Here is a 23,149-nt window from a genome sequence, read left to right on the forward strand (position 1 = left end):
AGTGGCAAAAATGTCTATACCAGGCCTGATTGTGGCAGGCATTTTTTTTGCAGCCGGTATGTTGGGTACCTTTTTACCTGTTCTGCCTGGGGCACCCTTAATCTTAATTGGTATGTTGATCTACGGTTTCTTCGAACAGTTCGCAAATTTGACCTGGCAGTTTTTTTTAGGTCAGTTTATTCTAGTACTCCTTGTTTTCGGGGTGGATTATCTAGCGGGAATTTGGGGTGTAAAAAGATTCGGAGGCTCTAAGCATGGTATTTACGGCTCTTTAATCGGAGCTGTCCTAGGCATTTTTGTACTCGGACCACTGGGTATTATTCTGGGTCCTTTTTTGGGTGCCGTGGTTGGGGAATTAATTGCCTATAAAAAAGCCGATCAGGCAGTCAGGGCAGGTATCGGCACACTGGTTGGTTTCCTGGGTGGGAGTTTATTAAAACTATCGGTCCAGCTGCTCATGATCGTGTGGTTCTTCTATGTTATCAGTTAAACATAGGAAACAATCAAAGTAATTTTAAAACCCCCATTGGGGGTTTTCAGCCTGTTGAAAAAGATTCAACTGGGTTTTAATAATCCCGAACAGCGACATTCGAAGCAGTGGAAACAGCGCTTCGCGAAGCTGAGGATGCGAAAATGGGTGAGCGGACATGGATGTCCGTGAAAGCCTGAGGTAAACACGATGTTTACTCGAAGGCGGCCCATTTTCGCCCGAAGCAAGGGATTAGCGCTGTCCACTGCGGAGAGAGGAGTCGTGAGGGATTATTTAAACCCGAATATAGGTAGTTTCTCGACAATCTGAAAACCCCCGTTGGGGGTTTTATTTGTCAGCTTCCCCTTCATTTTCAATTTCTCTATAGGGGACCGCAGTTCCTATCTGAGCTTCAGGGTCAAGTATCCATATGCCTTCAATCTCCCCGTCAAAGCCCAACTCATCCTGGGCGCAAATCATGCCGTTACTTAGAACGCCCCTTAGTTTTCCTTTTTTTATCTTTTTACCACCAGGCAATTTTGCCCCGTGCAGGGCCACCGGCACCTTAATTCCAGGGGCAACATTGCTGGCCCCGCATATTATTTGTAAAGGTTCCTCCTGTCCAACATTAACAGTACATACAGTGAGTTTTTCCGCATCGGGATGCCTTTCGGTGGAAATGATTTCCCCAACAATTACCTTATCACTTGTTTTTAAAGCTGCTGCTTCGGTCATACTGTCATTCCTCCTGATTTGCTTTCCTAAAAGGTAATTATAGCATAACAGGAAAATATCTCAAGAATGATACCTTTCAACTAAAAACAAAAAGCCCACATAAATGTGGGCTTTTTTAAAGTTGTGTGTAGGCAAGAGCTAAACCGCAACATATGCAGTTAATAACCCCCACCGTTGTTGTATTCATTATACCGGAAACCAAACAAAGGTCAATAGATTTTCGTTTTTTTTCAATAGTTCTTTATTTCACAGCTTTTTACCCTTGTTCTTTCATTTTCATTTTCCTTTACATTTTTTGAGTAATGCTGAAAATATTTCTAACTTCCATTGCGTAATCCAGAAATATGTTGGTTAATCTTTTCTTGTCTAATTACTTCCCTAATATCAAATTCACGTATTAACCAAAGGGGATAGCACATTTGCTCTATACGGGATACAGTTCTCTCGCCCAGTAATTTAGATAATTCACCTGATAAATCAAGGTTTGTGGTAATAATGGTTGGGAGTTCGTTATTTACGCGATAATTAATAATATTGTAGATTTTATTTTTTGTCCACTCAGTATAGTTATGTGCGCCTAAATCATCCATAATTAAAAGAGGTACTTCACTGGCCGCCTCAACCAAACTATATTCAGTATAATTACTTGCATTAGAATAACTGGCCTTTATTTTCTCCAGTAAATCTGGTACCACAACAAAGAGCACCGCCTTATTACTGCGACGGATAATGTGGTTTGCTATGCAGCAGGCTAAGAAGGTTTTCCCCGAGCCAATGGGTCCTTGAATGAACAGGCCCTCCTTGATTTCACCTTTGACAAAATCAAAGGCAAACTCCTGGGCATACCTATAAGTCTTTTTGGCAATCTCCAGGTAGCTTCTCTTTGAATTTGGTTCTTTAATTTGGGCTGAGTAATATTTGAAGTTAAAATTTTCGAAGGAATGTGCCAGCATAGACCTGGGAATTTGGCAGTTTTTAAACTTTTTATCCAGGGAACTTTGAGCAATGCAGGTGCATGGAACGGCAAATTCACCTTCCATGTAGATACCGCAGTCATTACATTTTTTACATTTAACCAAGTGCTGGTTAGTATTCTCCCTAAGATTTGTATCAACGTTAGACTTAATTTTTATGTTTGCTAATACTTTTTCAGGATCAAAAAAATCCATAGGTAAATCTCCTCGTACAACAGTAATCATTATACTTAATTAGATTCTTTGATCCCCTATAGAAATCCTTCTCAAGGTGATTATATCATTTGCAGACTTGCAAAGTTTGACAGGCGGGCTATAATTAACATAGTACATTTGAATGCAGGAGAAACTTATTATGCTAGCCCCTTGGATTTGGAGTCTTGTAACAGTCATATTTTTATTGGGTATTAAGATATATAAACCGCCAAAAAGCAATTTACCTGTTATCCTAATGGGTTGGTCCGCTTGTATTTTAATCGTATCAACAATTGTCTTCCTAGATAGAATCCTATTGGATTCAACCCATTATCAATGGGAGCCCTTAATATTGTCAGTGGGAGTATTTGGATTTTGTTTTTCACTATATTGTAGATTCATAAGACTGAGCCCAAATAAACAAAAAACCAGCTCCAAAAAATCTAAGGCCAAAGCATGTTAATAGTTCCGCGGAGGTGTAATCTTTGAACGAAATCAATGTAGAGTTTACTTGCCCTGATTGCGATAAAACTTTTTCCATCGGTACAAGTGACATCCTTGAAAAAGAAACTATCTTTTGTAATAATTGTGGCTGCCAATTGTCTGAGGAGGAACTTCACCATCTAAAGTTAGCAATTAGATATATGCATGATAACAAGCCAAATTAATATTTGAACTAGCACAACCCGTTGTCAATTTAACAACGGGTTGTTGTTTTGAAATTTTTAATTAGTTCAAAACTCTACAGCTACCAAATACTTTTATTTTATCCATAACCACCTTCTCCATGCCCATACGGGCCACCGTTTTGATCTCCACATAAGGAAGCTCAGGATCCTCTGCCAGCTCTTGTCGTATGGCTTTGTTGGCTTGGCGCGAGAGGTCTGTATAAATATTAATCTTCCTAACTCCATGTCTAATTGCAGCCTTAATGTCGTTGTCTCCTAACCCAGACCCTTCTGTTAGTACAAGGGGAATTCCTGTTGAGTCGTAGATTTCTTTAATTAACTCTAGGTTTATATTAATCTTTGGAAAGATAACACTGCCAGAGGCTTGAAAATCCAAGGCCAGGGCGTCTATCCCCGTTGCTTGAACAAACATAGCTGCCTTCGATGGATCAGTTTGTTCCAGATTCTCATTACCAACTTCAGAAATTTTGCCTATATGGCCCTCCACAGCTACACCCGCCGCATGGGCAAATCTAACTATTTCAGCTGTCCTGGCCATATTTTCTGCCAAGGGCAGTCTGGAACCGTCAAACATAACAGAGGTAAAACCCCTTCTTATAGCCTTCATTATAGCTGCAATGCTTTGCCCGTTATCCAGATGCAATCCCACCGGAATAGAGGCATTATTTGCCAGATACCCAATTACAGATGACATTTTTTCGATATCCACATAGGGAAAATGATTTTCTGAAACTGACACTATAATGGGAGAATTAAGCCTCACTGCCCCATTAATTATAGCTTCAAGGGAATTAATATCAACCATATTATATGAACCTATAGCATAGCCATGCACCATAGCATCCTTCAATAATCGGCTTAAATTTGCAAGGGCCATAATACATCTCCTCTCTCCTAATTTGTGGAGTATTATAACAAATATTATTAATATTTTTATATATATTTAATAAATGCTACATCAAAATATTTGTCATAATAACATGCATAGAATAGAGCAATTTTTTAGAAGCTAATCTTGAGGTGATATTTTTGAATCAGGGAATTCTTACTGCTATTGCATCAATTGGTGTTGCACAAGTACTTAAGGTTCCTTTAAAAAAATATAGAACTAAGCAATGGGATTTAACAGCAATGCTGCAACCAGGTGGTATGCCCAGCTCTCATTCCGCAGGGGTAACTTCTCTGGCTACCTATATTGCTCTAAACAAAGGGATGAAAAGCGTAGATTTTGCCTTGGCCTCTATCTTCGGTGCAATCGTTTTATATGATGCAATGGGAGTTAGACGACACGCGGGGGAAATTGCCATTGAGGTCAATGAATTGGATAGAAAGGTAGAAGAGCTGGCCGGAGAGCAGCCGGGAGTTTATCATAGGAGGCGTGAAGAAGCATTAAAGGAAGTCATAGGCCATCAACCCATTGAGGTTTTTTGGGGTTCCCTTTTAGGGATAGTCCTGGGCTCTGTCGGTTTTGGACTAAGGAAGAAATAATAATCCAATAACGTTGTTATAAACATAGAATTACTAAAATTTAAAAGTAATTTTATGTTCTTTATTTGTAAACATTTTGTAACTAACTACCATTAATATATGATATTATGAACTTGTTTTAAGGAGGTAAGGTCCATGCATAATTATGTTGCTAGGCAGCCAATCTTTGATAAGCATAATATGGTAATTGGTTATGAATTGCTATATAGATCCGGAACAAACAATAACTATTCCACCTGCAATAGCGACCGTGCAACATCTGAATTAATAAACAATAGTTTATTAGTCATTGGTTTTAATACCCTTACCTTAGGAAAAAAAGCCTTCATAAATTTTACAAAAAACCTCCTGGAGCAAGATTTACCCACCCTGCTACCTCCGCATCTTACGGTGATTGAAGTATTAGAAGATGTTGAGCCCGATGAGCATTTAATAGATAGCTGTAAAAGGTTAAAAAAATTAGGTTATTCCATTGCCCTTGATGATTTCGTTTATCATGAGAAGTTTAAGGAACTCATTAAACTGGCTGACATTATAAAAATTGATTTTTTAAATACTAGCGTTTTGGATAGATCCGGTGTTTTAAAACAAATCGGCAATAATAAAATAAAATTTCTGGCAGAAAAGGTTGAAACCAAGGAAGATTATTTACAAGCATTAAAAATGGGGTATTCATATTTCCAGGGCTATTACTTTAGTAAGCCAACAATAATGTCTGGAAAAGACATTCCTACAAACAAACTATCCCATTTCAAGATTCTTCAAGAAGTTAGACAGCCTTCCTTCAGTTATGAACATGTGGAAAATATGATTAAGCAAGACCTATCACTTTCCTATAAGCTATTAAAATATATAAATTCCGCTGCCTTTGGTTTAAAGACCAAGGTTAATTCTCTAAGGCAAGCCCTTACACTTTTAGGTAAATCAGGCATTATAAAATGGTTATTTTTGGTTGCACTAAAGGGCTTAGGTGAAGATAAGCCTAACGAACTTTTTGTAACTGCCATTTGCCGTGGTACCCTTTGTGAGTTGCTAGCTATTAAGATTGGCTTATCAGAGAGAGGCTCTGACTTATTTTTATTGGGCACATTTTCATTAATTGATGCATTTCTTGATAAACCAATGGACGAAATTCTAACGGAATTGTCTATTCCCCAGGATATTAAGGCTGCTTTACTAGGTGAGCCCTCTATGATTAGGGATATATTCTCGGCTGCTATCCTATATGAGCAAGGTAATTGGGAAGAGCTTAGCCTTGTTGTCTCAAAGCTAAAACTTGATGTGGAGGAAATTCCAAAAATATATTTAGAGTCCCTAAAATTATCCAGTCAAATCTTAGCTGATTAACTAATCTTGGAACCCCTGTATTGTACCGCCTCTGCCAGATGATGGACGGAGATTTTGGGGCTACCTTCTAAATCTGCAATAGTACGGGCTACCTTCAGTATTTTATCGTGGGACCTTGCACTAAGTCCAAGGCTTTTAAAGGCGTCCTTTAAAAGCTTTGACCCAGCCTGATCCATTTGACAATATTGTCGAACCTGCCGGGCATTCATTGCCCCGTTGCTAGTCACCTGTAAATCCCCGAATCTCTCCCTTTGAATACTCCGTGCCTGCTCAACCCTGCATTTTATTTCTGCTGATGTTTCCCCCTCTTCATTGCCCACAAGCTCAGAATATAATGGTTTGGTTACTTCTATTTGAATATCAATGCGATCCAGTAACGGCCCGGAAATCCTTTTCATGTATTTTTGAATCTGATAGGGTGAACAGCTACAGTCTTTTTCTTTATCCAGGAGAAATCCACAGGGGCAGCCGTGTAAAGAGTACCCTTGACCTTTCTGTTATAAAACGTAGTCAAATGCCGCCAGTATTTAAGTCCCTTGATTGGTCTGGTGATACACCTGGTTCACGACTTCGTCAGGCAAGAATTGAAAACAACATGACTATTAGAGAGCTAGCAAAAGCTATATCTATTAGCCCTGAAAACTTGGGCAAGCTTGAGGCTGACCGATTTAACGCATCCATGCACAATCTTAGGTTATTGTCTTCGGTTCTTGGTGTGTCAATACCTTATCTTGGCTGCTTTGAGAACCTACCGAAGAAAACACTCGGTCAATGTATTAAAAAAGCTCGGCTGTTTCACGGTCTTACAAAAAGAGAGTTTGCAGGGATTATGGGTGTTAGTGAAAAGGCTATCTGGGGATGGGAGCAAGACCAATACAAGCCTCTGGAAAAATATCTTACAACACTGGACCAGTATTTATCAATTTTGAATATTGCAGGTGAGGTTTGAAAAATGATTCTTATAATTCTCTTAAAAGTACCTTTACTAATTCTGCCTGTTCTTTACTTACCATTACTCTCGCTGGTTCCGTTAAAGGAGTATAAAGGTTGTTCTCACCTTTAATGTAGTATGTAATATTTTCACTCTCTAAAATTGATTTAATGAAAGTAATTTCTCCGGGGTTTAAGGATGACATTATGTATACATATTGAATATACTCTTTATTTTGCGGAATTTCTTCTTGCAATTCATCTACTAATTGAATCTTGCAATCCGCACATACAGTGAAGCCTTCTCTATATTCACACTTGCACTTTGGACAAAACATGGACTAGACTAGTACCTCCTTCTTGTGTTTTGGTTAATTATATACCAAACATTTAGCAAATCAATTCTGAAAAGGTATTAAATAAATATTAGAGACCCGATCTATAGATCGGGTCCAACGGAGAGTGCTATTTGCCATGTGGCATTATTATTTTCCCACGTTACAAAGTAACATTCTTTTCTGGTGTGCCATATTATACCATTAGGTAAATGGTTCCTTGAGTATAGCCATTGCTCAACTCCTTTAGGCAGCCCCAAGCTGCAGCTGGGGGTTTACTTTTCGCCCCACCTATAATTCCTCTCCCATCTGCTCAAGGTGACTCATTAACCATAGTTGGAGATATTGCAATTCTTTTATTTTACTCCTTAGGGCCCGTTGGTCCTTGGCTATGGTAAATCCGCATTCCTTCATGATTGGGTATTCTTCAATGATGTAGGCATTCTCGGAGAGTTGAAGTTTTAATTCAGTTATTTCGGCTGCGTTGAGTTCCATGGCTACTCTTAGCTCATGGGGTGTTTTCATAAAGATCACCTCGGGGAGAAGTTCCTTAAAATGACAATGTCGATTTAAATATTGAATCATATTATATCATTAGACATAAAGCAAGGGGGGCTATTTCGGTTTAACTTCAAAGGAGTGAGGCCGAATGAAAATAAATAAAGATTTTATAATTCTAATTATATTCTTACCTAAGACATTGATCTTTTCAATAAATTTGGTTGTGGAGTTTAGGCTTATGTGAGTTACTGAATGACTTTGATTTTTAAAAACTGACTTAAAGGACCGTAAATTACCCCCCCGGCTTTATCTCCGAATTGGAGATTTAAGCCGGGGGGTAATTACTAATATATTTGCAAATGAATTTATTCTAAATATGTTTACAATAGCCTGGCTAACCACCCGAAATATCTAAGCTAAGGAATAAAATGCAAAAATAATTAAGAAACTGACCTTGCCCGACCTTCAAATAAAACGGATAATTTTCATAGAAAAACCCACCGGAGGGTGGGTGGTGGATTTTAATTATCATTTATTAAAGTCAATTTCTGGGCTCTTTGTTTTCTTTCTAATAAACTCTTAGGCAAAAAACATAATGAATCTATCTCTTCTTTTTTATAGCTCAACTCATTTAGTATCTCGTCAGGCGTCACAATGTTATTTTCTATCAACAATTCAAACGCCTGTTTAAATAAATATGGTAGTTCAAACGGTATAGCATCATCTAATGGTTCATTTCTCCAATATTGTTTTTTAGTCATCTGAGCGTTAAGATACCTAATTTGGTTATCTGTCAGGAGGCTTAATTTTTCACATCTTTTAATCATTGCGCTAATTGAAACCTTCCATTTTCTCTTTAAGAAAACAAAATGTTCTAACGACGTAGACATAACTTCTTGCGAAAATGAATCACTGGGTAATAAAAATGCTCCAGCAAAATAATCGGCCTCATCTTCAATTCTATCAAGTATCTCTTTTTTCACTATACTTTCCTCATCAATATGTGAATGAAATATTAAATGGCCTAGTTCGTGCGCCAAATCAAACCGTGATCGAGCTGCCGATTTTTCTGATCCTAATATTATATAGGGTACGTTATTGTAATGTTGAGAAAACGCATCTACCTTTTTATTTCCAAACACTAGTCTACAGATTATAAATCCTTTATCCTGAAGCAGTTCCACGACATTATCAATTGGTACTTTTGTGACTCCCCAATACTCCCTTAAATTCAAAGCAACATCTTCAATGAAGGTAAAGTCAATTTCATTTACAGCATCAAACTGGGGGATATCAATCTCAGGAAAGTTTATGTACTTTTTAAGATAATGGTGTATTTCATCGGCCCATTGAATACGATACTTGTAAGCATCTTTTAATTTTTTAGGTGTGCTCTTCATACTTCTAAAATACACGGCACTATTAACGTAATTATGGTTAATATTTTCTTTAGGTTTTAGGAAAAAGTTTAACGGAAACTTAAGGGTATCAACCATTTTCATCAATACAGCCATGCTGGGGGTTGAAGTGCCCAATTCGTACTGAGATATAGCCTGACTGGTAACCCCTAATAGCTCAGATAGGTCTGCCAAAGAATAACCACGGGAAACTCTGGCCTCTCTTACCCTAGCTGGCACAATTTTTTTATTTATGCCTAAATCCGCAACCTTTCCTTTCATTTTGTTAAGCCTCTTCCTTTTTAATTAATTTTAATTTCTGGAGCACTTCATCTTTAATGAATGCTACTTTTTTCTCAACATTGCTTTGCATACCGGCATTATTATTATATAATCTAAATTCTGTCTTAAGGTCACAAGCCTTTTCAAATTTTGTCATTTTATAATTCGGTACAATTAAATTAGCAAAGCCTATATTACCATTTTTGTAACCGTATGTCAGTAGTAAATAATAATGCTCATTCTTGACTATAAAGTTGTTTGATTTATCGACTCCTAAGAACAACGTTTCTTCAGTGAATCTATTATTCCGGCAATTTCTAATTCTATATTTCGATCTATGAGGAAAAGCATACTCGTCACGTGCCTTGCCAAGGTTAATCATTACATTACCACGAGTTAAATTAAGACTTTTATATTGGAAATTATTGACCTTCTGGGCTTCACATAAAAATGGGAAGTTACTACTAACCATGTCCTGCTCAAATTGTCGGAATATCATATAGGTTAATAACCATCCCTTAAGATTATTAATAAAGGCTGAGTCAAACGTCTTAAAATGTTCATAAACAAATTCTTGATAAGCTCTAACACCGTTTTCGATTAGTGGATACAACTGTGCTCTAATATGTATAGGTAATTCGTTGTCTACTAACTCGTCAGCATTGTTGTAAAATTTCAATATATATATCACTCCCGACTCGGTATTCATCTATCAAATATTTTAGTATATTTTACTAATTTTATCAAGTGTATTTGTAGTTTTATCCTTTATTAACAATTAGCTACAAATCTTGTTTTATAGTCCTTAAAAAACACAAAAAACCCGGGTTCTCACCCGGGGCATCGTTATAAATAAAAACGCGAGGCTGGCACCCGCGTTCAATTTATATAATTTTTCTCAGTAATATAGACTTAATAAGCCTTAGCAAACAAGCTAGTTTATTACTGTCACCTCTTTCGTAGTATACAAATATACTAAGACGTTCTTTTTCTTTTTTAATTAGGCATCACCTCTTTACTAATAAAATTCGATACATCCTAGTATTTTAGCCCTTGACTCAGGTATTTTAGGGTTGACTATGCTCTATTATGCCAGCATCCATCAGGTGATAAAACCGGCTTTTGCCGGTGCAGGGACCACCTTAGCGTGGCCTTTTTCTCTATTAACATTATACTGGTAAATTAATTACCATGTAGATTTGTAGCACACTTTAATATTCCAACATTGCAAATTTATCCCAAAATAAAAATACCCCGGGCTCTCACCCGGGGTATTAACATTAATTATTAGGAGGCACACCGAACAAGACAAACACCTTCCCCTTTATCTCCACAAATACAGTCCTGGTACCATAAGCTACAATTGCCGCCCATGCTAAAGGCTGGGTGCCATAAGCCTGCACATCCTCAATCATGGCCATGCAAGCCAGGGCTAGAATTCCCACATAATAAGGCAGCACCTCAGTCCTGAGGAACCTAGGTAAATCATTCAGGGCCAACTCCCCTTTACGAAGAGCTATGCAACAGCCCAGAATCACGTTAACCACGATTAACAGAAGCAGAAAGACCAATGCCTTTACTAATGCAATATCTAAGACAATCATTACTGCCTCCACCTCCTTGAAGGCCCAATGTCAACATGAGTGAAACGATCCTTATCGTAGATGCCAATCCCCCTGAAGCCAACCTGCTCAGCTAATTTAGCAACTTGCACGGGATTCATGCCCTGTACCACTATGTCGACAGCTTGTCCAAGCAAGTGACGACTGTTGATAGCGCCACCAATCCGAGCATTGTGCTCTGGAGACCGATACCCACTAGTAATGGTGATAGGTTTGCCAATCAACTGACGCAGCTTTTCTAACTTATTCACTAGTTCCGGCTTTACATGCACAAGGCCCGTACCCTTACAGGCAAATTCCATCTCATTAAAATGTGCCGACAATTGTTTGTTCTGGGCTTTTGTTGGCTGCATACTGGTTACCTCCCTTAACTTAGCCATGGTAATACTGCCAGCAATACCATCAATAATTAGAGTGTTTTTCCTCTGGAATTCTCTGACTGCAGTCTCTGTCTTTGAGCCAAAAACACCATCAATAGTACCGGGACTGTACCCCGCCTTAATTAAGAGCTGCTGCAGTTCCATTACTTCTGTTGATTTGCTACCTAGTCTCATCTTTATTCTCTCCCTTCGTAATGAACATTCTCCTCAAGCCAGCTGTAGCACTGGTTACGCTCAGAGGGATGTTATCTACCATTGAAAATCCACTCCGCACAAAGGCAGATCCGCCAGACAAAACAAGGGCGGTCATTAGCCACCCTTCCCACGGATTTGAAAAATCAAAATTAAGATACTGAAATAGGCTGAAGTCACCCCGCCAGCAGACCACAAAGCTGATACCAAACACCAGTAGATAGGCTATGGGCCTTTCAAGTTGGTTTGGTAAACCTGGGGTTTTTTCCATTAGCCACTCCAAGAATAGGGTAAACTTATCCACCATTACTGAAAGAATGGCCAGGGATACAAACGGAATTATTAGTGAGAGAACATTTTCCACTACTACCCCCCTCCTTTAGTTACAACATAAACAATCAATCCGCTACAAATAGAAAAGAGCACCACAACCCAAGTTGGATACCCTTTTGCAGCCTGTATTTTCTTGTCATGGAGTTCACAGCACTTCCCCCTGTACTTTTCACACTCTTGATGAGTTACAGCATTTCTTTGTAGATCAAGTCTTTCGTGTATACGTTTGATGTCTTCTCGGTTTTCCTCTCGTTGCTTATTCATGACGTCTTCAATGCGTTTGAGCCATTGGACTATAACACCCACCTCATCTGGTGGCATCTACCCACCCCCGTGGTAATTCTTTTCTATTAAGATAACGTCCAGGTGATGAACGTTGTTACGCATTTTAAGTCTATTGTGCAGCAGGAATTACATCGCCGTATCCTTCCGCAACTAAGATTAAATCTGTGTCGGCTTGGAACGGCTTGTATTTTTCCATTACGAACACCGAATTGTAGTAGTTTTGAGCAGACAAAACTCCTTCGTTCTTATACTTAGTCTCAATTCTCATTGCGAAATACGCAGCCACTTTTACATTCCTCCTAAAATAATAAAGTCCAATGCTTCCTGTGTTACCTGCAATTGGGTTTCGAGATTCTTTATTTTGTTATCTTTTTCTGTTAGTTTTTGCAATAAATAAGCAGCTGGAGGGGCCTGTCTAACACAAGCACTAGACAGCACGACGCCATCGCGGACTTCCGTAACAACTATATAAAATTCAAATTCATCCCCCGGTTTATAGCTGTCGTCTTGTGCTATTAAGTAGCCGTCCTCATGTACTGGTTGACTGTCGTATACCCCGACTACATACCCGTTATCCTTACGGTATTTTAAGTAAGTCATGTACTGCGTAACACCTACCTTTCTCCCCAAACTTTATACACTTTTACTTTTGACGGGTAATCTTCAAGACTGGCACCCGTTCTTGCGTGTACCCTAATATAGTAGTGACCACTTAAACTAGATACGTTTATTGTGTTTATTCTCCTTGACCAGACTCCTCTGTCAGTAAACCACGCAGTTCTGGTTTCGCGGTCCCCCATTTTATTAGTGGACACAACAAAAGTACCATAGGTATTTGCATATATCTCATAAGGAGTCGCTGTTTTCTCCCAATCTATATAGAGGGTATTAATATGGGTTAAATCAATTAACGCATCCGTCACATAAGCTCTTTCCCCTTGAGTGTTGAATAAGTTAGCTACGGCCCCTTCAATATATAGGTGGTTAGATTCTTTAGACTGCACCCCGGCATCCTGTGCGTAACCAGGCACCCACAGAACATTTTCTACTCCCTCCGTATACAAGGGAACTATACTACTAAGCTGATAAACGGGCTTCCATAAACCGCCTACCTTTGTAAATGCGTCGGTTATTTGCCTCCAAACACCGTTAACCTTTGCCCAACCGTCACTAAAATCCCGCCATTGTCCGTTTACTTTAGTTTTCACAGCAACCACCACCTACGCATACTTAAACCACATATCACCATCGTTACCGTCACTACTTCCAGGCGTATTGGTGGATATATGAGTAGTGCCGCCCATATTGGTTGTTATTTCAGTGTATCCCGCACCGTTGAACGCAGTATATTCGCCTGCTCTATTCATGTCCGCGTCTACAGGTGTTCGTCCAGCTACGGATATATCATAACTACCGAATTGGCTACCTGTGCTATCCACACAAAGAACAATTTCTAGTCCTTGGGCTACGTTCTTATAAAACAGTCGAATGCGCGTTTGTGCAGTGTCAGAGCTTACGATTTCTTGTCTCAGTCTATGCCCGTCGTATGTGTTGGAGGTAGAAGTTCTTACAATAGCGTCAAATTTGGTAAAAGCCAACCTGCTTGACGTTTGCTGCTGTACCCTTCCATATATATCTATTTGTCGGCTGGTTCCAGCGATTAAAAACCTGCCAATTTCAACAAGACCAGTTGGTGGCAGTGTCCTGGAATTCTGGTATCTTCTGACGTTTTGAAAAATCTGCTCCCCTGTTGTTACTAATTTATTAACCGTGCCATCTGCCACAAACGCTACTAACGCGTTTCTTACTCCCAACGGATGTACAGCTCTTGCTGTGTCGGTTCCCTCTTTAGTTTCGGCAACTGTGGCTAACTCAACATGCCCCGCATCGTCCTCTGTCGCACCTTCGGCCAAATGCGACGTAAGAGCATCGGCTCTGGACTTTAATTCAGTGTCGGCTTTGTCCCAGTTGTCCTCTGTTGCGGTGATATCCGGCAAGTCAGTGAGTTCTCTCTTTTTAAATCCATAGTTAGTTGTCGTTTTCAATTGCACCCCTCCTATATGTCGGTCACTTCGACCGTTATAGTGTACGACTGACCAACATTTACTGGATTAGGAGTTATGGTTACATTGGTCACTACCGGCGCTGTCATATCTACATTAACTGTACGGGTTACTGAGCTGGACTTTCCTGCCCGGTCAGTAGCTATAACAACGATTGTGTTGGTACCCTCTACGAGAGTCAGAGCCTTGCTAAAGTTGCCGTTTGCTTCTACCGTAACTGCACCCTGATCTGTGTCGTTTAGCTTAATTGTTACTGTTACCGGGCTACTGGTGGCGTCGTTTGTACTCCCGCTTACAACTAGCGATGTAGTGTTTTGCCAGATATTATCGGCCGGACTTGTAATATTAAGGCTTGGTGGAACTGTGTCAACGGTAAATGTCCTGCTGGCTGTTGTTGAGGTATTGCCATCATTATCCTGTACCGTTACTGTGATTGTGTGGCTTCCATCAGACAAAGGAATCTGTGGTGTATAAGTGCAGTTATAACCACCTGACACAGCTGTTACACTCATGCCAGCAGCAGTATTCCCGATTGCTGCCCCTCCATCAATCTTCAACTGCAGGCTGCTAATCTTAACCCCTGATCCATTCGCTTCATCCCTCAGTTGCAATGAAATCGCTGGTGTATTGGTTGAAAGAAAGGCGCTGGCTGCGGGAGCCGTTATGCTGATGGTTGGTTTTGTTACCTCTTTGACTGTTAGTTTTAACATACCGCCAAGGGTTGCGTGAGTATCATCAGCTGTAGTTACGTTACCCGCCAGGTCTGTGGCCTCCACTGTGACGGGATAATAATGTCCTACATTAACGTTCCAACTAGTTACGTTGGGGGCAGCCACAGTTCCTTCATACTTTCCCGTGCTCTGGTTTTTTGTAAGTGTTACCCATGCTCCGTTTATGAGCACCCTAACAGTATTAACTGCCATACGAATCCTCCTTTCCTTAAAAAGTTTTTAGACCTTGCCAAGTGCTAACAGTCGATTTTATTTCCTGCCAGGTTAGATAAAGCTTCATAACCCCAGCCCAATCGTTTTCTACAAGATCAACTTCTACGTTAACCTGCTGACTAATTAATGTTGTTTGAAGTAATTGTTGCCAGTCTGAACCTTCGTTCTTTACAGTTTGCCATGTTGGTGCCCTCCGCCTTACATCATCCCAGTTGTAGTTTGTTTTCAGTTGGACGTCAATAATCTTCATCAATATTCATCATCACCACCTATTGTGGCGGGATGTAATTTTTAACATTTTGCCACGTACCATAGCTGGCTACAATTGACCAATCTGCAAAGTTCAGCTTAATGTCATTCCAGGTTGAGTACCACCTGCGAACTGATAAACCCAAATGAGCAGGTACCCTGGGCCTTAAAGCTCTTTCAACATCCGGAAATAAGTAAACATCGCCATTGTCGGGAGGAAGAATCTTAATATCAAGCACAGAGTTTTGAAAAGTAACAATTGCATCGCCATCCGTAAAGGCGTTAACCACCGTTTTGATTTTAGACTCATTAAGCTTACCTTGACCTCTAAGAGTTGCCAGTAAAAACGCTTTACGCTGGTTAAGGTTACCAACAGAGGTAATCTTAAGACGTTGCTCCCATTGTTGTATCCGGGTTTCAGATGCGCTCATAATATACGCATCATTAATAACAAGCTGGATATTGTCCCTGAGTCGGTCAATTTCGTGACCTTCGCTTTCGAGTATAGTTTGTATTTCTCGTACATCTTGCAAAAATCTCGGCAGATATTCTAGCATGCGTTGGCCAGCGATACTTTTTCCCTGCACAATTAACTGTAACAATTTCCCTAGCTCGGGGTCATCTGACCCAATTACAGTAACAGAACCGTTATCAGCCAGCAACGTTATCGTTATAGGATACACCCCGCCATAGGTAGGCGCAGTTGCAAGTTTCTCCCACGTTCCATTAGGTTGTTCTTCTAGGTAGATATCCTGACCATCTATCGTAACTTTTACAATCATGCTATCACTGTCCATGTTGTGGTGCTTAATTTTGGTATCTGCTCAGATGTGAGTGTGATATCTGTTGCCGCTCCGTTCACAAGCAAATCCCGCACCTGATCAACTGCAGGCACATTAAGAATTGCAGCACCTATACTTATATAGCTGACAGTATTCTTTTTGTAGGCTAACTCTTTTAGATATGTGGTCAGTGCTTCATCTACAGCGCTTGCTTCGGTATATCCCTCGGCCAACACTACTTCTGCATTGATGTTTATATCAACACTAGTTGCTGTAGTTATTGTGACCTTTGATCCGACGGGGGCCACGCCGTTTCCCAAACCCTCAGAGTTAGGGTCCATGTACTGCTGAAAATCTGCTATAAGACCAGCACTTGCTACTTTATTCTCCGCATCCAATATTGAGATTTTTACAGTATTGACTCCTGCCCAAAGGGGAAATATCTTGGCACGACCTATACCAGGATATTCTCTCGCCCATTTCTGATATTGAGCTATATTTCCATCTATGGCTTGATTTTTAACCTCATTGAAATAGCGTTTTCTAAGGGCTTCATCTGTTTCTACATCAGTTCCAAGAACAAGTACCGGCCCTAGTACTGCGCTAGTTAATCCACTTATAGTTGATACCGGCAATAACTCACTGCCTTCTAACTGCGTGTTGCCAATCGTTCCAGCTGTTTCACACTCAACTTTTGCCAAATACCCTGGCTCAATAACCTTAAAATATAGTCCATCAAGAAAAAAACGTTCATTAACCTCTATCGAGATATTGAACGCTGCTTCCCTAATTGCACGACTAGCTAAAAGTCTAGTAATCCCCCTATCTGCCACTCTTTTATCTAACATTTCACCCCTTGCATCTTCGGCAAAGGTTTGCTGACGCTCTATATCTAAGATTATATAAGCTTCAGATAATTCTAAGGCGGCCGGTGCAAGAGCATCCCAAATAATAGACCCTTCTCGCTTATCTTGGTTTTCTGGCACCCGTGCCAACATCCGCCGCATAATGGCATCAAAGGTCTGATCTTCGAACAACTATATCACCTCATTTATCTTCAAGACTCCCTCCGGTGTTTCAACGCTGAACATAACCTCTACCTGGTCACCAGTTGCACTTACCTTAAAATCATACACCCGGGTTATCCGCTCATCATAAATGATAGCCTCTGTGGTTACCCGCATTATCTCAGCCTCCATGAAGGGTCCAGTAAATCCTCGGCCAATTAATTCCTCAATCTCACAGCCATAGTTAGATGAATAAATCAGATGCCTATAACGAGCTGTTTTTATGGCCTTGAGTATAAACTGTTTAATCGCATCTCGACCATCTACCTTGCCTTTTATTTCCCCAGTTTTAAAATCCAGAGCATAAGTTTTCGATGGTTTAGTTGTGCCCTGATACAGTTGTGGTATTTGAATTGAAGGTTCTAACGGCATATAACCCCACCACCTTAGTAAGTAACTAATCGGTCAAGAATAAGAAACTTCTGGCCGCCTTGGAAGCTTGCAATCACTACAGAATCCCCAACCTTTAGTACATCCTCATACTGCATCAATACGTTGCTATATGCAAACCCAGACAATGGAGAGGATCCATCATCGTTAACTGTAAAGATTAATCCATCACCACTTACCATATCACTGGCGTTACCATCCCCTAGATGTCTAACAACATTTTCCTGATGGGTAATTGTTATTACCCTCTGATGTCTAGTGAGGTGTTCAGCAATAACCAGAAGCTCCTTGGGAATAATCATTTTTGCATCCTGTTTCAGTCTAATTTGCAGGTTGGGTGGCGCAGAAACAACCTCGGCCTCCAGTATTTGCACCGGGTTAGTGGCGGACTGTCCAGCTTGAGCAGCCCTGAGAATTGACTGTAGCATTGTTGTTTAACCTTCTTCCCCAGCATTGATTTCTTCGATATCGTTAGTTTCCTGGAGCTTCAGGATCATGATGTGCTCGTTGCCAACAAAGGTATGGGTATCTTCTTCAATATAGTAACCATTCTTAATGCCAAGGTCCTGGCTAATAACGTGAATTGCCTGCCCCGAGATACAGTCAGGAATGCCCAAAACATTATCTAGGGAGAAGGTTTTATTGACTTTCCCTTTATTTTTAAGGATTTGATTAGCCCTCTCCTGGAGTTGACCTTTGTTCACCTTGTCGCTGACCTTTTCGTAATACTGAAGAATACCGAACTGCCTATCTAATTCATCATTCTTGGCCGTAGCTATAATAGTTTTCTTTTCTTCTCCGGCTTCCAACTTAACTCTGGTAAAGGTATCCTCGATAGAGCTTTCGTATTCATAATCTACCAGGTTTACACCGTCTTCAATGACCCACTTCCTAGGGCTTTCCGCCCGATTAATTAGATGCAGCTTGCCATCCTTGGAATAGAGGTAAAACCGTTTACCAGTCTGCTTATAGGTCAGATACAGGGCATCCATGATAATTTCATAGAGGGACTTGCCAGGATACACACGGGATGGAATTACATAACCTGTGTCCACGATTGTACCGATGGCAATCTGAAAGTCAGAGCAGATTCGTTTAGTAATATCACTAGCTTTTTTTGCTACAAACACGTAGCTTTCTGTATTCTTAACCAGGTAGATGGCATTATCGTAGGAGGTAAAACCCATTATTCCACTTTTATTTCGGTTTCGCTTGAACTCGATCCCACGGAAGAGTTCTTGCCCCTTCCAGAGAAAAATAACGCCGTTCCCTTCATGAGGCTCTATAAAGTTATGTCCACCTCGACTAGTAGCAACCATTGTCACGTCTATTTGCCTAGGGGCTTTTGTCTTGGCCCCAGACCATGATACAGACTCTACAGGCAATTCGTAGAGGCTGCCATCTTGTCTAACAACCAACACTTGAATACTCATGCCAACTTAATCACCTGCCCCGGCCTGAGAATATATTTTGGGTTAATTCCATTCAGCTTTGCAACTTCTGGCCATTTCGATCCATTACCCATCTCTAGTTGAGCAATCTTCCAAAGAGAATCCCCAGGCTTTACCATGTAGGTTTTTGCCTGGGGTTTTGTATCTGGCCTTGACTGCTTTGCCTGAACTGAAAAAACCTGTTGTCCATTGACAACTGCTATTTCAAGTTGTCGCGGTATAATAAACTTGTATTCCTTAAGTAATAGCTCATAGTAAATGGTGCCTACATCCCCGCCCACTTCTTTAAAGGAAAAATCCTCGATAGTGACGGCAAAGTTTATTGAAGTGCCTGTAACGATAAACCTAACAGGCATCCCACTATTTTTCCACCTCTCAATTACCTGAACGGCTTGCCAGGGATCCGGAATATCCTGGTACTCACAGTAGGGGCCAGGGGTTGCCGGAAACTCGCTTGCAAGAGAGAATGTTTTTAGTGTAGGGTCCTGAATAATGCTGACCTCTCCTAACTTGCTAACGCTCACAGTGGTGTTTTGGGAACCGTTTCCTACGCTCAGTTCACCGGGATTAACTGGCAGCTGTAGACGCTCAGCTCCGTTATTGAAGCTGAGCCAAAACTGGTTAATCGATTGCAAGGACACCGCCTCCCGTGTCTAATTCTTCATCGATTAGTTTTTTGATAGCCTTAATAGTTTTCCTAACAAGCCTGTCCTCATCGGCTTCATTTTTAACAGTTACGCTACCGAAGAGGTTGTTTATCTGTACCTTCTTGGCGCCAGACTGAGCATTTATGCTACCCGAAGAGCTTAAAATCTCTTTGGTCTTATTTGCTGGCAGCACTTGGCTACCGCGAGGGAGGTTGACCAATTCGGGACCTTCTTCGCCGACCAGTGCTGCGCCACCAGGAGCAAAGTTGGTGCCGGTTGCAAATTGAGGTATCCTTCCAGCTTTTTCGGAGTATTTTAGGTCATCAGCTAGTTGCCTTGTTCGATCATTAAAATCTCGGTTAACCTTTACGTCTATAGTTTTTTTACCAGAGAAGAAGCTGGTGATAGAATCAAATATGCCAGAAATTACATTCCATGCGGTTTCGGCAATGCTTTTAATGTTGTACCATGCCTTCTGCCAATTCCCTGTAATAAGATTAAGACCAAAGGCAATAACATTTCCGATAATCTCTAATGCTCCGACTACAACAATCTTGATGATATCCCAAAGGGTAGAGAAAAACCCAAGTACCCTATCTCCCCACGATGTCCAGAATGCCAGCAAGAATCCGAAAATGATTATTCCAGCTACTTTAATTTGCTCCCAAATAGTCATTACCTTATCCCTCATACCACCCCAGTTGTTGGTCCACGCGGCATAAAGTATTCCAACGGCAACTGTAATTAACCCTAATGGGCTAAGCAAAAATGCTAAACCGGTTCCAATTGAGGTGATAATTGAAATAATTCCAATAGCTCCACCAATAAGCAATAACGCAGCAACTATCCCTTTTATAATCGGAATAGCATCTTTGTTTGTAGTGATAAATTCAGATATTACTTCAAAGACTGGCACCACAACTTTTTTTATTTTATCAATAACGGGAATAAGGATTTTTCCTTGGTCAACGAGCCATATAAAGCCGTTCACAATCTTTGTTATAAAGTTGGTAGCAACATCCTCTAAGGACTTAAAGCCTCCACTTTCAAGCCACTTACCGAATCTTTCAAGCTGTGGTTTTAGTTTTTCTAGTGCTCCCACACCTGAATTTTGAAAGGCAGTTCCAATTCCACCTTTTATGGTCGACCACAAGCCAGCTGCAGATTGTGATAGTTTCGCAGCACCACCTTCAAATAAAGCATTAGTCTCTTCTAGAAAACCTTCCCAACCAACTTGTTTAAATTTATCTGCAGAGAATTTGAGTCCAAATTCCTTCCAATTTGTTACTCTGTCCATCAAGACAGGGACAGGTCATTTCTGCCTGTCTCTCACAATCTCTTGTGAGTTCAGACTATATCATCATCCAATTAGTTGGATGCCCCGCATGCCTAAAACCATTCCTGGTAATAGACGGGAGTTACCGCCATAGCATATGCTTTAGGCTTTCCCTAGTCGTTACACCTTCCCTAGGTTTCCCTAGTGGCTTGGCTCGGTGTTGTCTTTATTACCCTGTGGTTTTCTAGGTATGCTTTTATTTAAGACAAACCAGAACCACTAAAATAAATCCTAGTAGGCAAAAAGATTTTCACCGAATTTACGGGGTTTTCATCCGCACATTGCTATGCGGCGGCACAAAATTCTATGCGTTCGAACTCGCCCATTCTAGCATCGGCGATGGCTTCCATGCCATCTGATAATGTTTTCCCAGGATTTAAAGCAACCATATCTTCAGCAATTGTGAGTAATTTTAAAGCTTCCTTTGGATCACCCATAGCTACCTGCAAAGCCCTAGTTCCTCCGGCAACAACCTCTCCTGTCTCAAATGGTGTTAAGTTGGCGTTTTGTCTTAACGCATCCAGGTATTCATCTGTCATTCTTCTTATGTTTGATGTGTCTAATAAGGGATTGCCCTTGGACATAAAATGTTCTAAGCTAATCCTTTGTTTTTCAAGCTCGCTTGCTGCACCTACGGTTGATTCAAATAGCCCTGCACCTAGTAAGCTAACCCCAACTGTTGCGACTAAGCCCTGTAAGCTTAAAAGCTTACTTCTTATACCACTAATAGCAGATGTTGCTTGGTCCCTTATCTGAACTATTGGCATAGCCCTTACCCTATCCAAAATTCTCAATCTACTTGTCAGTCGTTCGACTTGCCTTGTGATTTTATCTTTCATCTCAAAAAGAGCAGTTAGCCGCGCCATCTGAAACCTCCCCTCCTGAAGCAGGGCATAAAAACAGAGGGCTGTTAGCCCCCATAGCAATTCGTTTTTAGCGGTTCTTCCTACCTTTTATATTTAATTTTCTCTCCTCTTTCTTTTCCTGCTCAATAACTATTTCCTCAGAAGCATAAGCCATTGCTTTATGTCTAATATCCCACTTCCATAGCTCATGAGGTGGTATGTGATGTTTTTGAAAAATCCGGTGACTGTACACCGCATCCATGTCACCGGATAATATTAGTTTTTTGCTTCTTCAATCAACTTGCTAACATCCTCATCAAACCCGTTAATTTTCATTACTGCCTCAGCAAGTTCGGCATATTCGCCGCCGATCGGAAGTATATCCTTTTTCAAAAGCTCAACAGGATCTACCCTTCCGTAACTTTTTAGTAGCTGAGTATCTTTGACGTTCGGAAACACCAGGGATTCTACGCAGAGTCTAGCCACATAGCGGTTAGTGTCCATTTTTTCAGGCACAACTACTCGACCTCTTTTAATAATTGCAGGTTTAGTACACTCTTCTTGGATCTCTTCTATTTTTTCCTGGTCTAATGCTTGAATCTCAAAAGGGATGGGTTTTCCTTTATCGTCTAAAAACGCTTCAGTTACAACCACAAAGCCGTTGGCGGTCTCTTTTCGTTTTCCCTTCATGAAAAATTCCATAGTTCTTTCCATATTTAAACTCCTTCCTCGGCGTTCATAAAATAGAGGCGGCACTAGGCCGCCTTAAAAAGTTAATAGTAGTTCCTCGGGTAAATCTGCACCCTCAAAGGTAAATGGGAGTTCTTCTTCTAATCCTTCAGAATCAACATCCAGTTGAGCAATAATAGTACTGTCAAAATTTATCCGGTACAGAGTAACCCGCTCGGTTCCTCGTTCGGCCCCTTTGTCATCCAGTACTGATTGGGCTGTAAAATAAACGTCCTTACCAGTTTTGGCATACTCAAGTATAGCCTTGATGAACTTGGAAGTAGCTTTGTACAAAGTCATGGTGCCGGTTCCTTTGAGTCCTATAGTTTTATTGCTAATCCACCGGCGACCCATAATCTTCTTTTCTGTTTTTTCTTTCTCGATGGTGGCTTCCATTTTCTTAACGTTGGCCATTTCCTCGCCATCAAGAAAAAGTCGGCCTTCCTTGCCACTGATCGTGTTTTCAGCTAAGAAAGTCACTCGTTACACCTC

33 protein-coding genes and 1 pseudogene are annotated in these 23,149 nt (G+C 40.6%); 5 read left to right on the forward strand and 29 right to left on the reverse strand.

Annotated features, from left to right (window positions below; genetic code table 11):
* The first annotated feature begins 10 nt into the window (after positions 1–10).
* Positions 11–490, forward strand: coding sequence for a DUF456 domain-containing protein (locus tag P6N53_RS07615; RefSeq protein ID WP_304542234.1), 480 nt, complete (start codon positions 11–13; stop codon positions 488–490).
* 327 nt (positions 491–817) lie between these two features.
* Here P6N53_RS07615 and ytpR read toward each other — a convergent pair whose 3' ends face one another.
* Together ytpR and P6N53_RS07625 are read right to left on the reverse strand one after the other, a co-directional pair.
* Positions 818–1,204 (reverse strand): YtpR family tRNA-binding protein, encoded by a 387-nt coding sequence (gene ytpR, locus P6N53_RS07620; RefSeq protein ID WP_304542235.1) that lies wholly within the window; start codon positions 1,202–1,204, stop codon positions 818–820.
* Positions 1,205–1,521: 317 nt separating this feature from the next.
* Positions 1,522–2,373, reverse strand: coding sequence for an ATP-binding protein (locus P6N53_RS07625; RefSeq protein ID WP_304542236.1), 852 nt, complete (start codon positions 2,371–2,373; stop codon positions 1,522–1,524).
* Positions 2,374–2,858: 485 nt separating this feature from the next.
* On the opposite strand from P6N53_RS07625, the gene P6N53_RS07630 reads away from it, so the two are divergent.
* On the forward strand, positions 2,859–3,041 hold the full coding sequence (locus P6N53_RS07630) for a hypothetical protein (protein WP_304542237.1): 183 nt from the start codon (positions 2,859–2,861) through the stop codon (positions 3,039–3,041).
* Positions 3,042–3,102: 61 nt separating this feature from the next.
* On the opposite strand, the gene P6N53_RS07635 is transcribed toward P6N53_RS07630, so the two are convergent.
* On the reverse strand, positions 3,103–3,939 hold the full coding sequence (locus P6N53_RS07635; RefSeq protein WP_304542238.1) for a class II fructose-bisphosphate aldolase: 837 nt from the start codon (positions 3,937–3,939) through the stop codon (positions 3,103–3,105).
* A 152-nt stretch (positions 3,940–4,091) separates the two neighbouring features.
* On the opposite strand from P6N53_RS07635, the gene P6N53_RS07640 reads away from it, so the two are divergent.
* Both P6N53_RS07640 and P6N53_RS07645 read left to right on the forward strand, forming a co-directional pair.
* Complete coding sequence (locus P6N53_RS07640) at positions 4,092–4,550, forward strand: divergent PAP2 family protein (RefSeq protein WP_304542239.1); 459 nt, start codon at positions 4,092–4,094, stop codon at positions 4,548–4,550.
* 135 nt (positions 4,551–4,685) lie between these two features.
* Positions 4,686–5,897 carry an EAL and HDOD domain-containing protein gene (locus tag P6N53_RS07645; RefSeq protein ID WP_304542240.1) on the forward strand — a complete coding sequence of 404 codons (1,212 nt, stop codon included), beginning with the start codon at positions 4,686–4,688 and terminating at the stop codon, positions 5,895–5,897.
* Here the strand turns inward: P6N53_RS07645 and P6N53_RS07650 are convergent.
* Together P6N53_RS07650 and P6N53_RS07655 are read right to left on the reverse strand one after the other, a co-directional pair.
* Entirely contained in the window at positions 5,894–6,217 is a 324-nt protein-coding gene (locus tag P6N53_RS07650) for a magnesium chelatase subunit ChlI family protein (RefSeq protein WP_304542294.1), read from the reverse strand. The two genes, P6N53_RS07645 and P6N53_RS07650, sit on opposite strands and share 4 nt — an antisense overlap.
* Before the next feature lie 27 nt (positions 6,218–6,244).
* A pseudogene (locus P6N53_RS07655) lies at positions 6,245–6,358 on the reverse strand (ATP-binding protein); the annotation flags it as partial.
* A 53-nt stretch (positions 6,359–6,411) separates the two neighbouring features.
* Between P6N53_RS07655 and P6N53_RS07660 the strand changes: the two are divergent.
* Positions 6,412–6,846: a helix-turn-helix domain-containing protein gene (locus tag P6N53_RS07660; protein ID WP_304542241.1), complete on the forward strand. Its 435-nt coding sequence runs from the start codon at positions 6,412–6,414 to the stop codon at positions 6,844–6,846.
* A 10-nt stretch (positions 6,847–6,856) separates the two neighbouring features.
* On the opposite strand, the gene P6N53_RS07665 is transcribed toward P6N53_RS07660, so the two are convergent.
* The 24 genes from P6N53_RS07665 to P6N53_RS07780 all read right to left on the reverse strand — a co-directional run bounded on the left by P6N53_RS07665 (position 6,857) and on the right by P6N53_RS07780 (position 23,137).
* Positions 6,857–7,165, reverse strand: coding sequence for a putative signal transducing protein (locus tag P6N53_RS07665; protein WP_304542242.1), 309 nt, complete (start codon positions 7,163–7,165; stop codon positions 6,857–6,859).
* Positions 7,166–7,453: 288 nt separating this feature from the next.
* Positions 7,454–7,687: a hypothetical protein gene (locus tag P6N53_RS07670; protein WP_304542243.1), complete on the reverse strand. Its 234-nt coding sequence runs from the start codon at positions 7,685–7,687 to the stop codon at positions 7,454–7,456.
* Positions 7,688–8,184: 497 nt separating this feature from the next.
* Positions 8,185–9,342, reverse strand: a complete 1,158-nt coding sequence (locus P6N53_RS07675; RefSeq protein ID WP_304542245.1) for a helix-turn-helix domain-containing protein — start codon at positions 9,340–9,342, stop codon at positions 8,185–8,187.
* A gap of 4 nt (positions 9,343–9,346) precedes the next feature.
* On the reverse strand, positions 9,347–10,021 hold the full coding sequence (locus tag P6N53_RS07680; protein ID WP_304542247.1) for a hypothetical protein: 675 nt from the start codon (positions 10,019–10,021) through the stop codon (positions 9,347–9,349).
* A gap of 601 nt (positions 10,022–10,622) precedes the next feature.
* The gene (locus P6N53_RS07685; RefSeq protein ID WP_304542249.1) at positions 10,623–10,946 is read right to left on the reverse strand and encodes a hypothetical protein; all 324 of its coding nucleotides are present in this window, start codon (positions 10,944–10,946) and stop codon (positions 10,623–10,625) included.
* Positions 10,946–11,518, reverse strand: a complete 573-nt coding sequence (locus P6N53_RS07690) for a D-Ala-D-Ala carboxypeptidase family metallohydrolase (RefSeq protein WP_304542250.1) — start codon at positions 11,516–11,518, stop codon at positions 10,946–10,948. Before P6N53_RS07690 ends, P6N53_RS07685 begins: the two co-directional genes overlap by 1 nt.
* The gene (locus P6N53_RS07695) at positions 11,505–11,900 is read right to left on the reverse strand and encodes a hypothetical protein (protein ID WP_304542251.1); all 396 of its coding nucleotides are present in this window, start codon (positions 11,898–11,900) and stop codon (positions 11,505–11,507) included. Before P6N53_RS07695 ends, P6N53_RS07690 begins: the two co-directional genes overlap by 14 nt.
* A gap of 2 nt (positions 11,901–11,902) precedes the next feature.
* Entirely contained in the window at positions 11,903–12,190 is a 288-nt protein-coding gene (locus tag P6N53_RS07700) for a hypothetical protein (RefSeq protein ID WP_304542252.1), read from the reverse strand.
* Between the two features lie 73 nt (positions 12,191–12,263).
* Positions 12,264–12,440, reverse strand: coding sequence for a hypothetical protein (locus P6N53_RS07705; RefSeq protein ID WP_304542253.1), 177 nt, complete (start codon positions 12,438–12,440; stop codon positions 12,264–12,266).
* A gap of 2 nt (positions 12,441–12,442) precedes the next feature.
* Positions 12,443–12,754, reverse strand: a complete 312-nt coding sequence (locus tag P6N53_RS07710) for a hypothetical protein (RefSeq protein ID WP_304542254.1) — start codon at positions 12,752–12,754, stop codon at positions 12,443–12,445.
* Positions 12,755–12,768: 14 nt separating this feature from the next.
* Positions 12,769–13,362: a hypothetical protein gene (locus P6N53_RS07715; RefSeq protein ID WP_304542255.1), complete on the reverse strand. Its 594-nt coding sequence runs from the start codon at positions 13,360–13,362 to the stop codon at positions 12,769–12,771.
* A 12-nt stretch (positions 13,363–13,374) separates the two neighbouring features.
* On the reverse strand, positions 13,375–14,067 hold the full coding sequence (locus P6N53_RS07720; RefSeq protein WP_304542256.1) for a hypothetical protein: 693 nt from the start codon (positions 14,065–14,067) through the stop codon (positions 13,375–13,377).
* 143 nt (positions 14,068–14,210) lie between these two features.
* Entirely contained in the window at positions 14,211–15,140 is a 930-nt protein-coding gene (locus P6N53_RS07725; RefSeq protein WP_304542257.1) for an Ig-like domain-containing protein, read from the reverse strand.
* Between the two features lie 16 nt (positions 15,141–15,156).
* Positions 15,157–15,414 carry a hypothetical protein gene (locus P6N53_RS07730; RefSeq protein ID WP_304542258.1) on the reverse strand — a complete coding sequence of 86 codons (258 nt, stop codon included), beginning with the start codon at positions 15,412–15,414 and terminating at the stop codon, positions 15,157–15,159.
* 16 nt (positions 15,415–15,430) lie between these two features.
* Positions 15,431–16,192 carry a putative phage tail protein gene (locus P6N53_RS07735; RefSeq protein WP_304542259.1) on the reverse strand — a complete coding sequence of 254 codons (762 nt, stop codon included), beginning with the start codon at positions 16,190–16,192 and terminating at the stop codon, positions 15,431–15,433.
* The gene (locus P6N53_RS07740; protein ID WP_304542260.1) at positions 16,189–17,229 is read right to left on the reverse strand and encodes a baseplate J/gp47 family protein; all 1,041 of its coding nucleotides are present in this window, start codon (positions 17,227–17,229) and stop codon (positions 16,189–16,191) included. The genes P6N53_RS07735 and P6N53_RS07740 overlap by 4 nt, the downstream gene beginning before the upstream one ends.
* Positions 17,230–17,631, reverse strand: coding sequence for a DUF2634 domain-containing protein (locus tag P6N53_RS07745; RefSeq protein WP_304542261.1), 402 nt, complete (start codon positions 17,629–17,631; stop codon positions 17,230–17,232).
* Positions 17,632–17,645: 14 nt separating this feature from the next.
* Complete coding sequence (locus P6N53_RS07750) at positions 17,646–18,077, reverse strand: DUF2577 domain-containing protein (protein WP_304542262.1); 432 nt, start codon at positions 18,075–18,077, stop codon at positions 17,646–17,648.
* A gap of 6 nt (positions 18,078–18,083) precedes the next feature.
* Positions 18,084–19,082: an XkdQ/YqbQ family protein gene (locus P6N53_RS07755; protein WP_304542263.1), complete on the reverse strand. Its 999-nt coding sequence runs from the start codon at positions 19,080–19,082 to the stop codon at positions 18,084–18,086.
* On the reverse strand, positions 19,079–19,735 hold the full coding sequence (locus tag P6N53_RS07760; RefSeq protein WP_304542264.1) for a LysM peptidoglycan-binding domain-containing protein: 657 nt from the start codon (positions 19,733–19,735) through the stop codon (positions 19,079–19,081). The genes P6N53_RS07755 and P6N53_RS07760 overlap by 4 nt, the downstream gene beginning before the upstream one ends.
* Positions 19,722–21,047, reverse strand: a complete 1,326-nt coding sequence (locus tag P6N53_RS07765; protein ID WP_304542266.1) for a phage tail protein — start codon at positions 21,045–21,047, stop codon at positions 19,722–19,724. Before P6N53_RS07765 ends, P6N53_RS07760 begins: the two co-directional genes overlap by 14 nt.
* A gap of 320 nt (positions 21,048–21,367) precedes the next feature.
* Positions 21,368–21,949 carry a hypothetical protein gene (locus P6N53_RS07770; protein WP_304542267.1) on the reverse strand — a complete coding sequence of 194 codons (582 nt, stop codon included), beginning with the start codon at positions 21,947–21,949 and terminating at the stop codon, positions 21,368–21,370.
* 255 nt (positions 21,950–22,204) lie between these two features.
* Positions 22,205–22,642, reverse strand: a complete 438-nt coding sequence (locus P6N53_RS07775; protein WP_304542269.1) for a phage tail assembly chaperone — start codon at positions 22,640–22,642, stop codon at positions 22,205–22,207.
* A 51-nt stretch (positions 22,643–22,693) separates the two neighbouring features.
* Positions 22,694–23,137, reverse strand: a complete 444-nt coding sequence (locus P6N53_RS07780) for a phage tail tube protein (RefSeq protein WP_304542270.1) — start codon at positions 23,135–23,137, stop codon at positions 22,694–22,696.
* Positions 23,138–23,149 lie beyond the last annotated feature (12 nt).

The organism is Desulforamulus aquiferis (assembly GCF_030577015.1).
In the GTDB taxonomy this organism is placed as follows: domain Bacteria; phylum Bacillota; class Desulfotomaculia; order Desulfotomaculales; family Desulfotomaculaceae; genus Desulfotomaculum; species Desulfotomaculum aquiferis.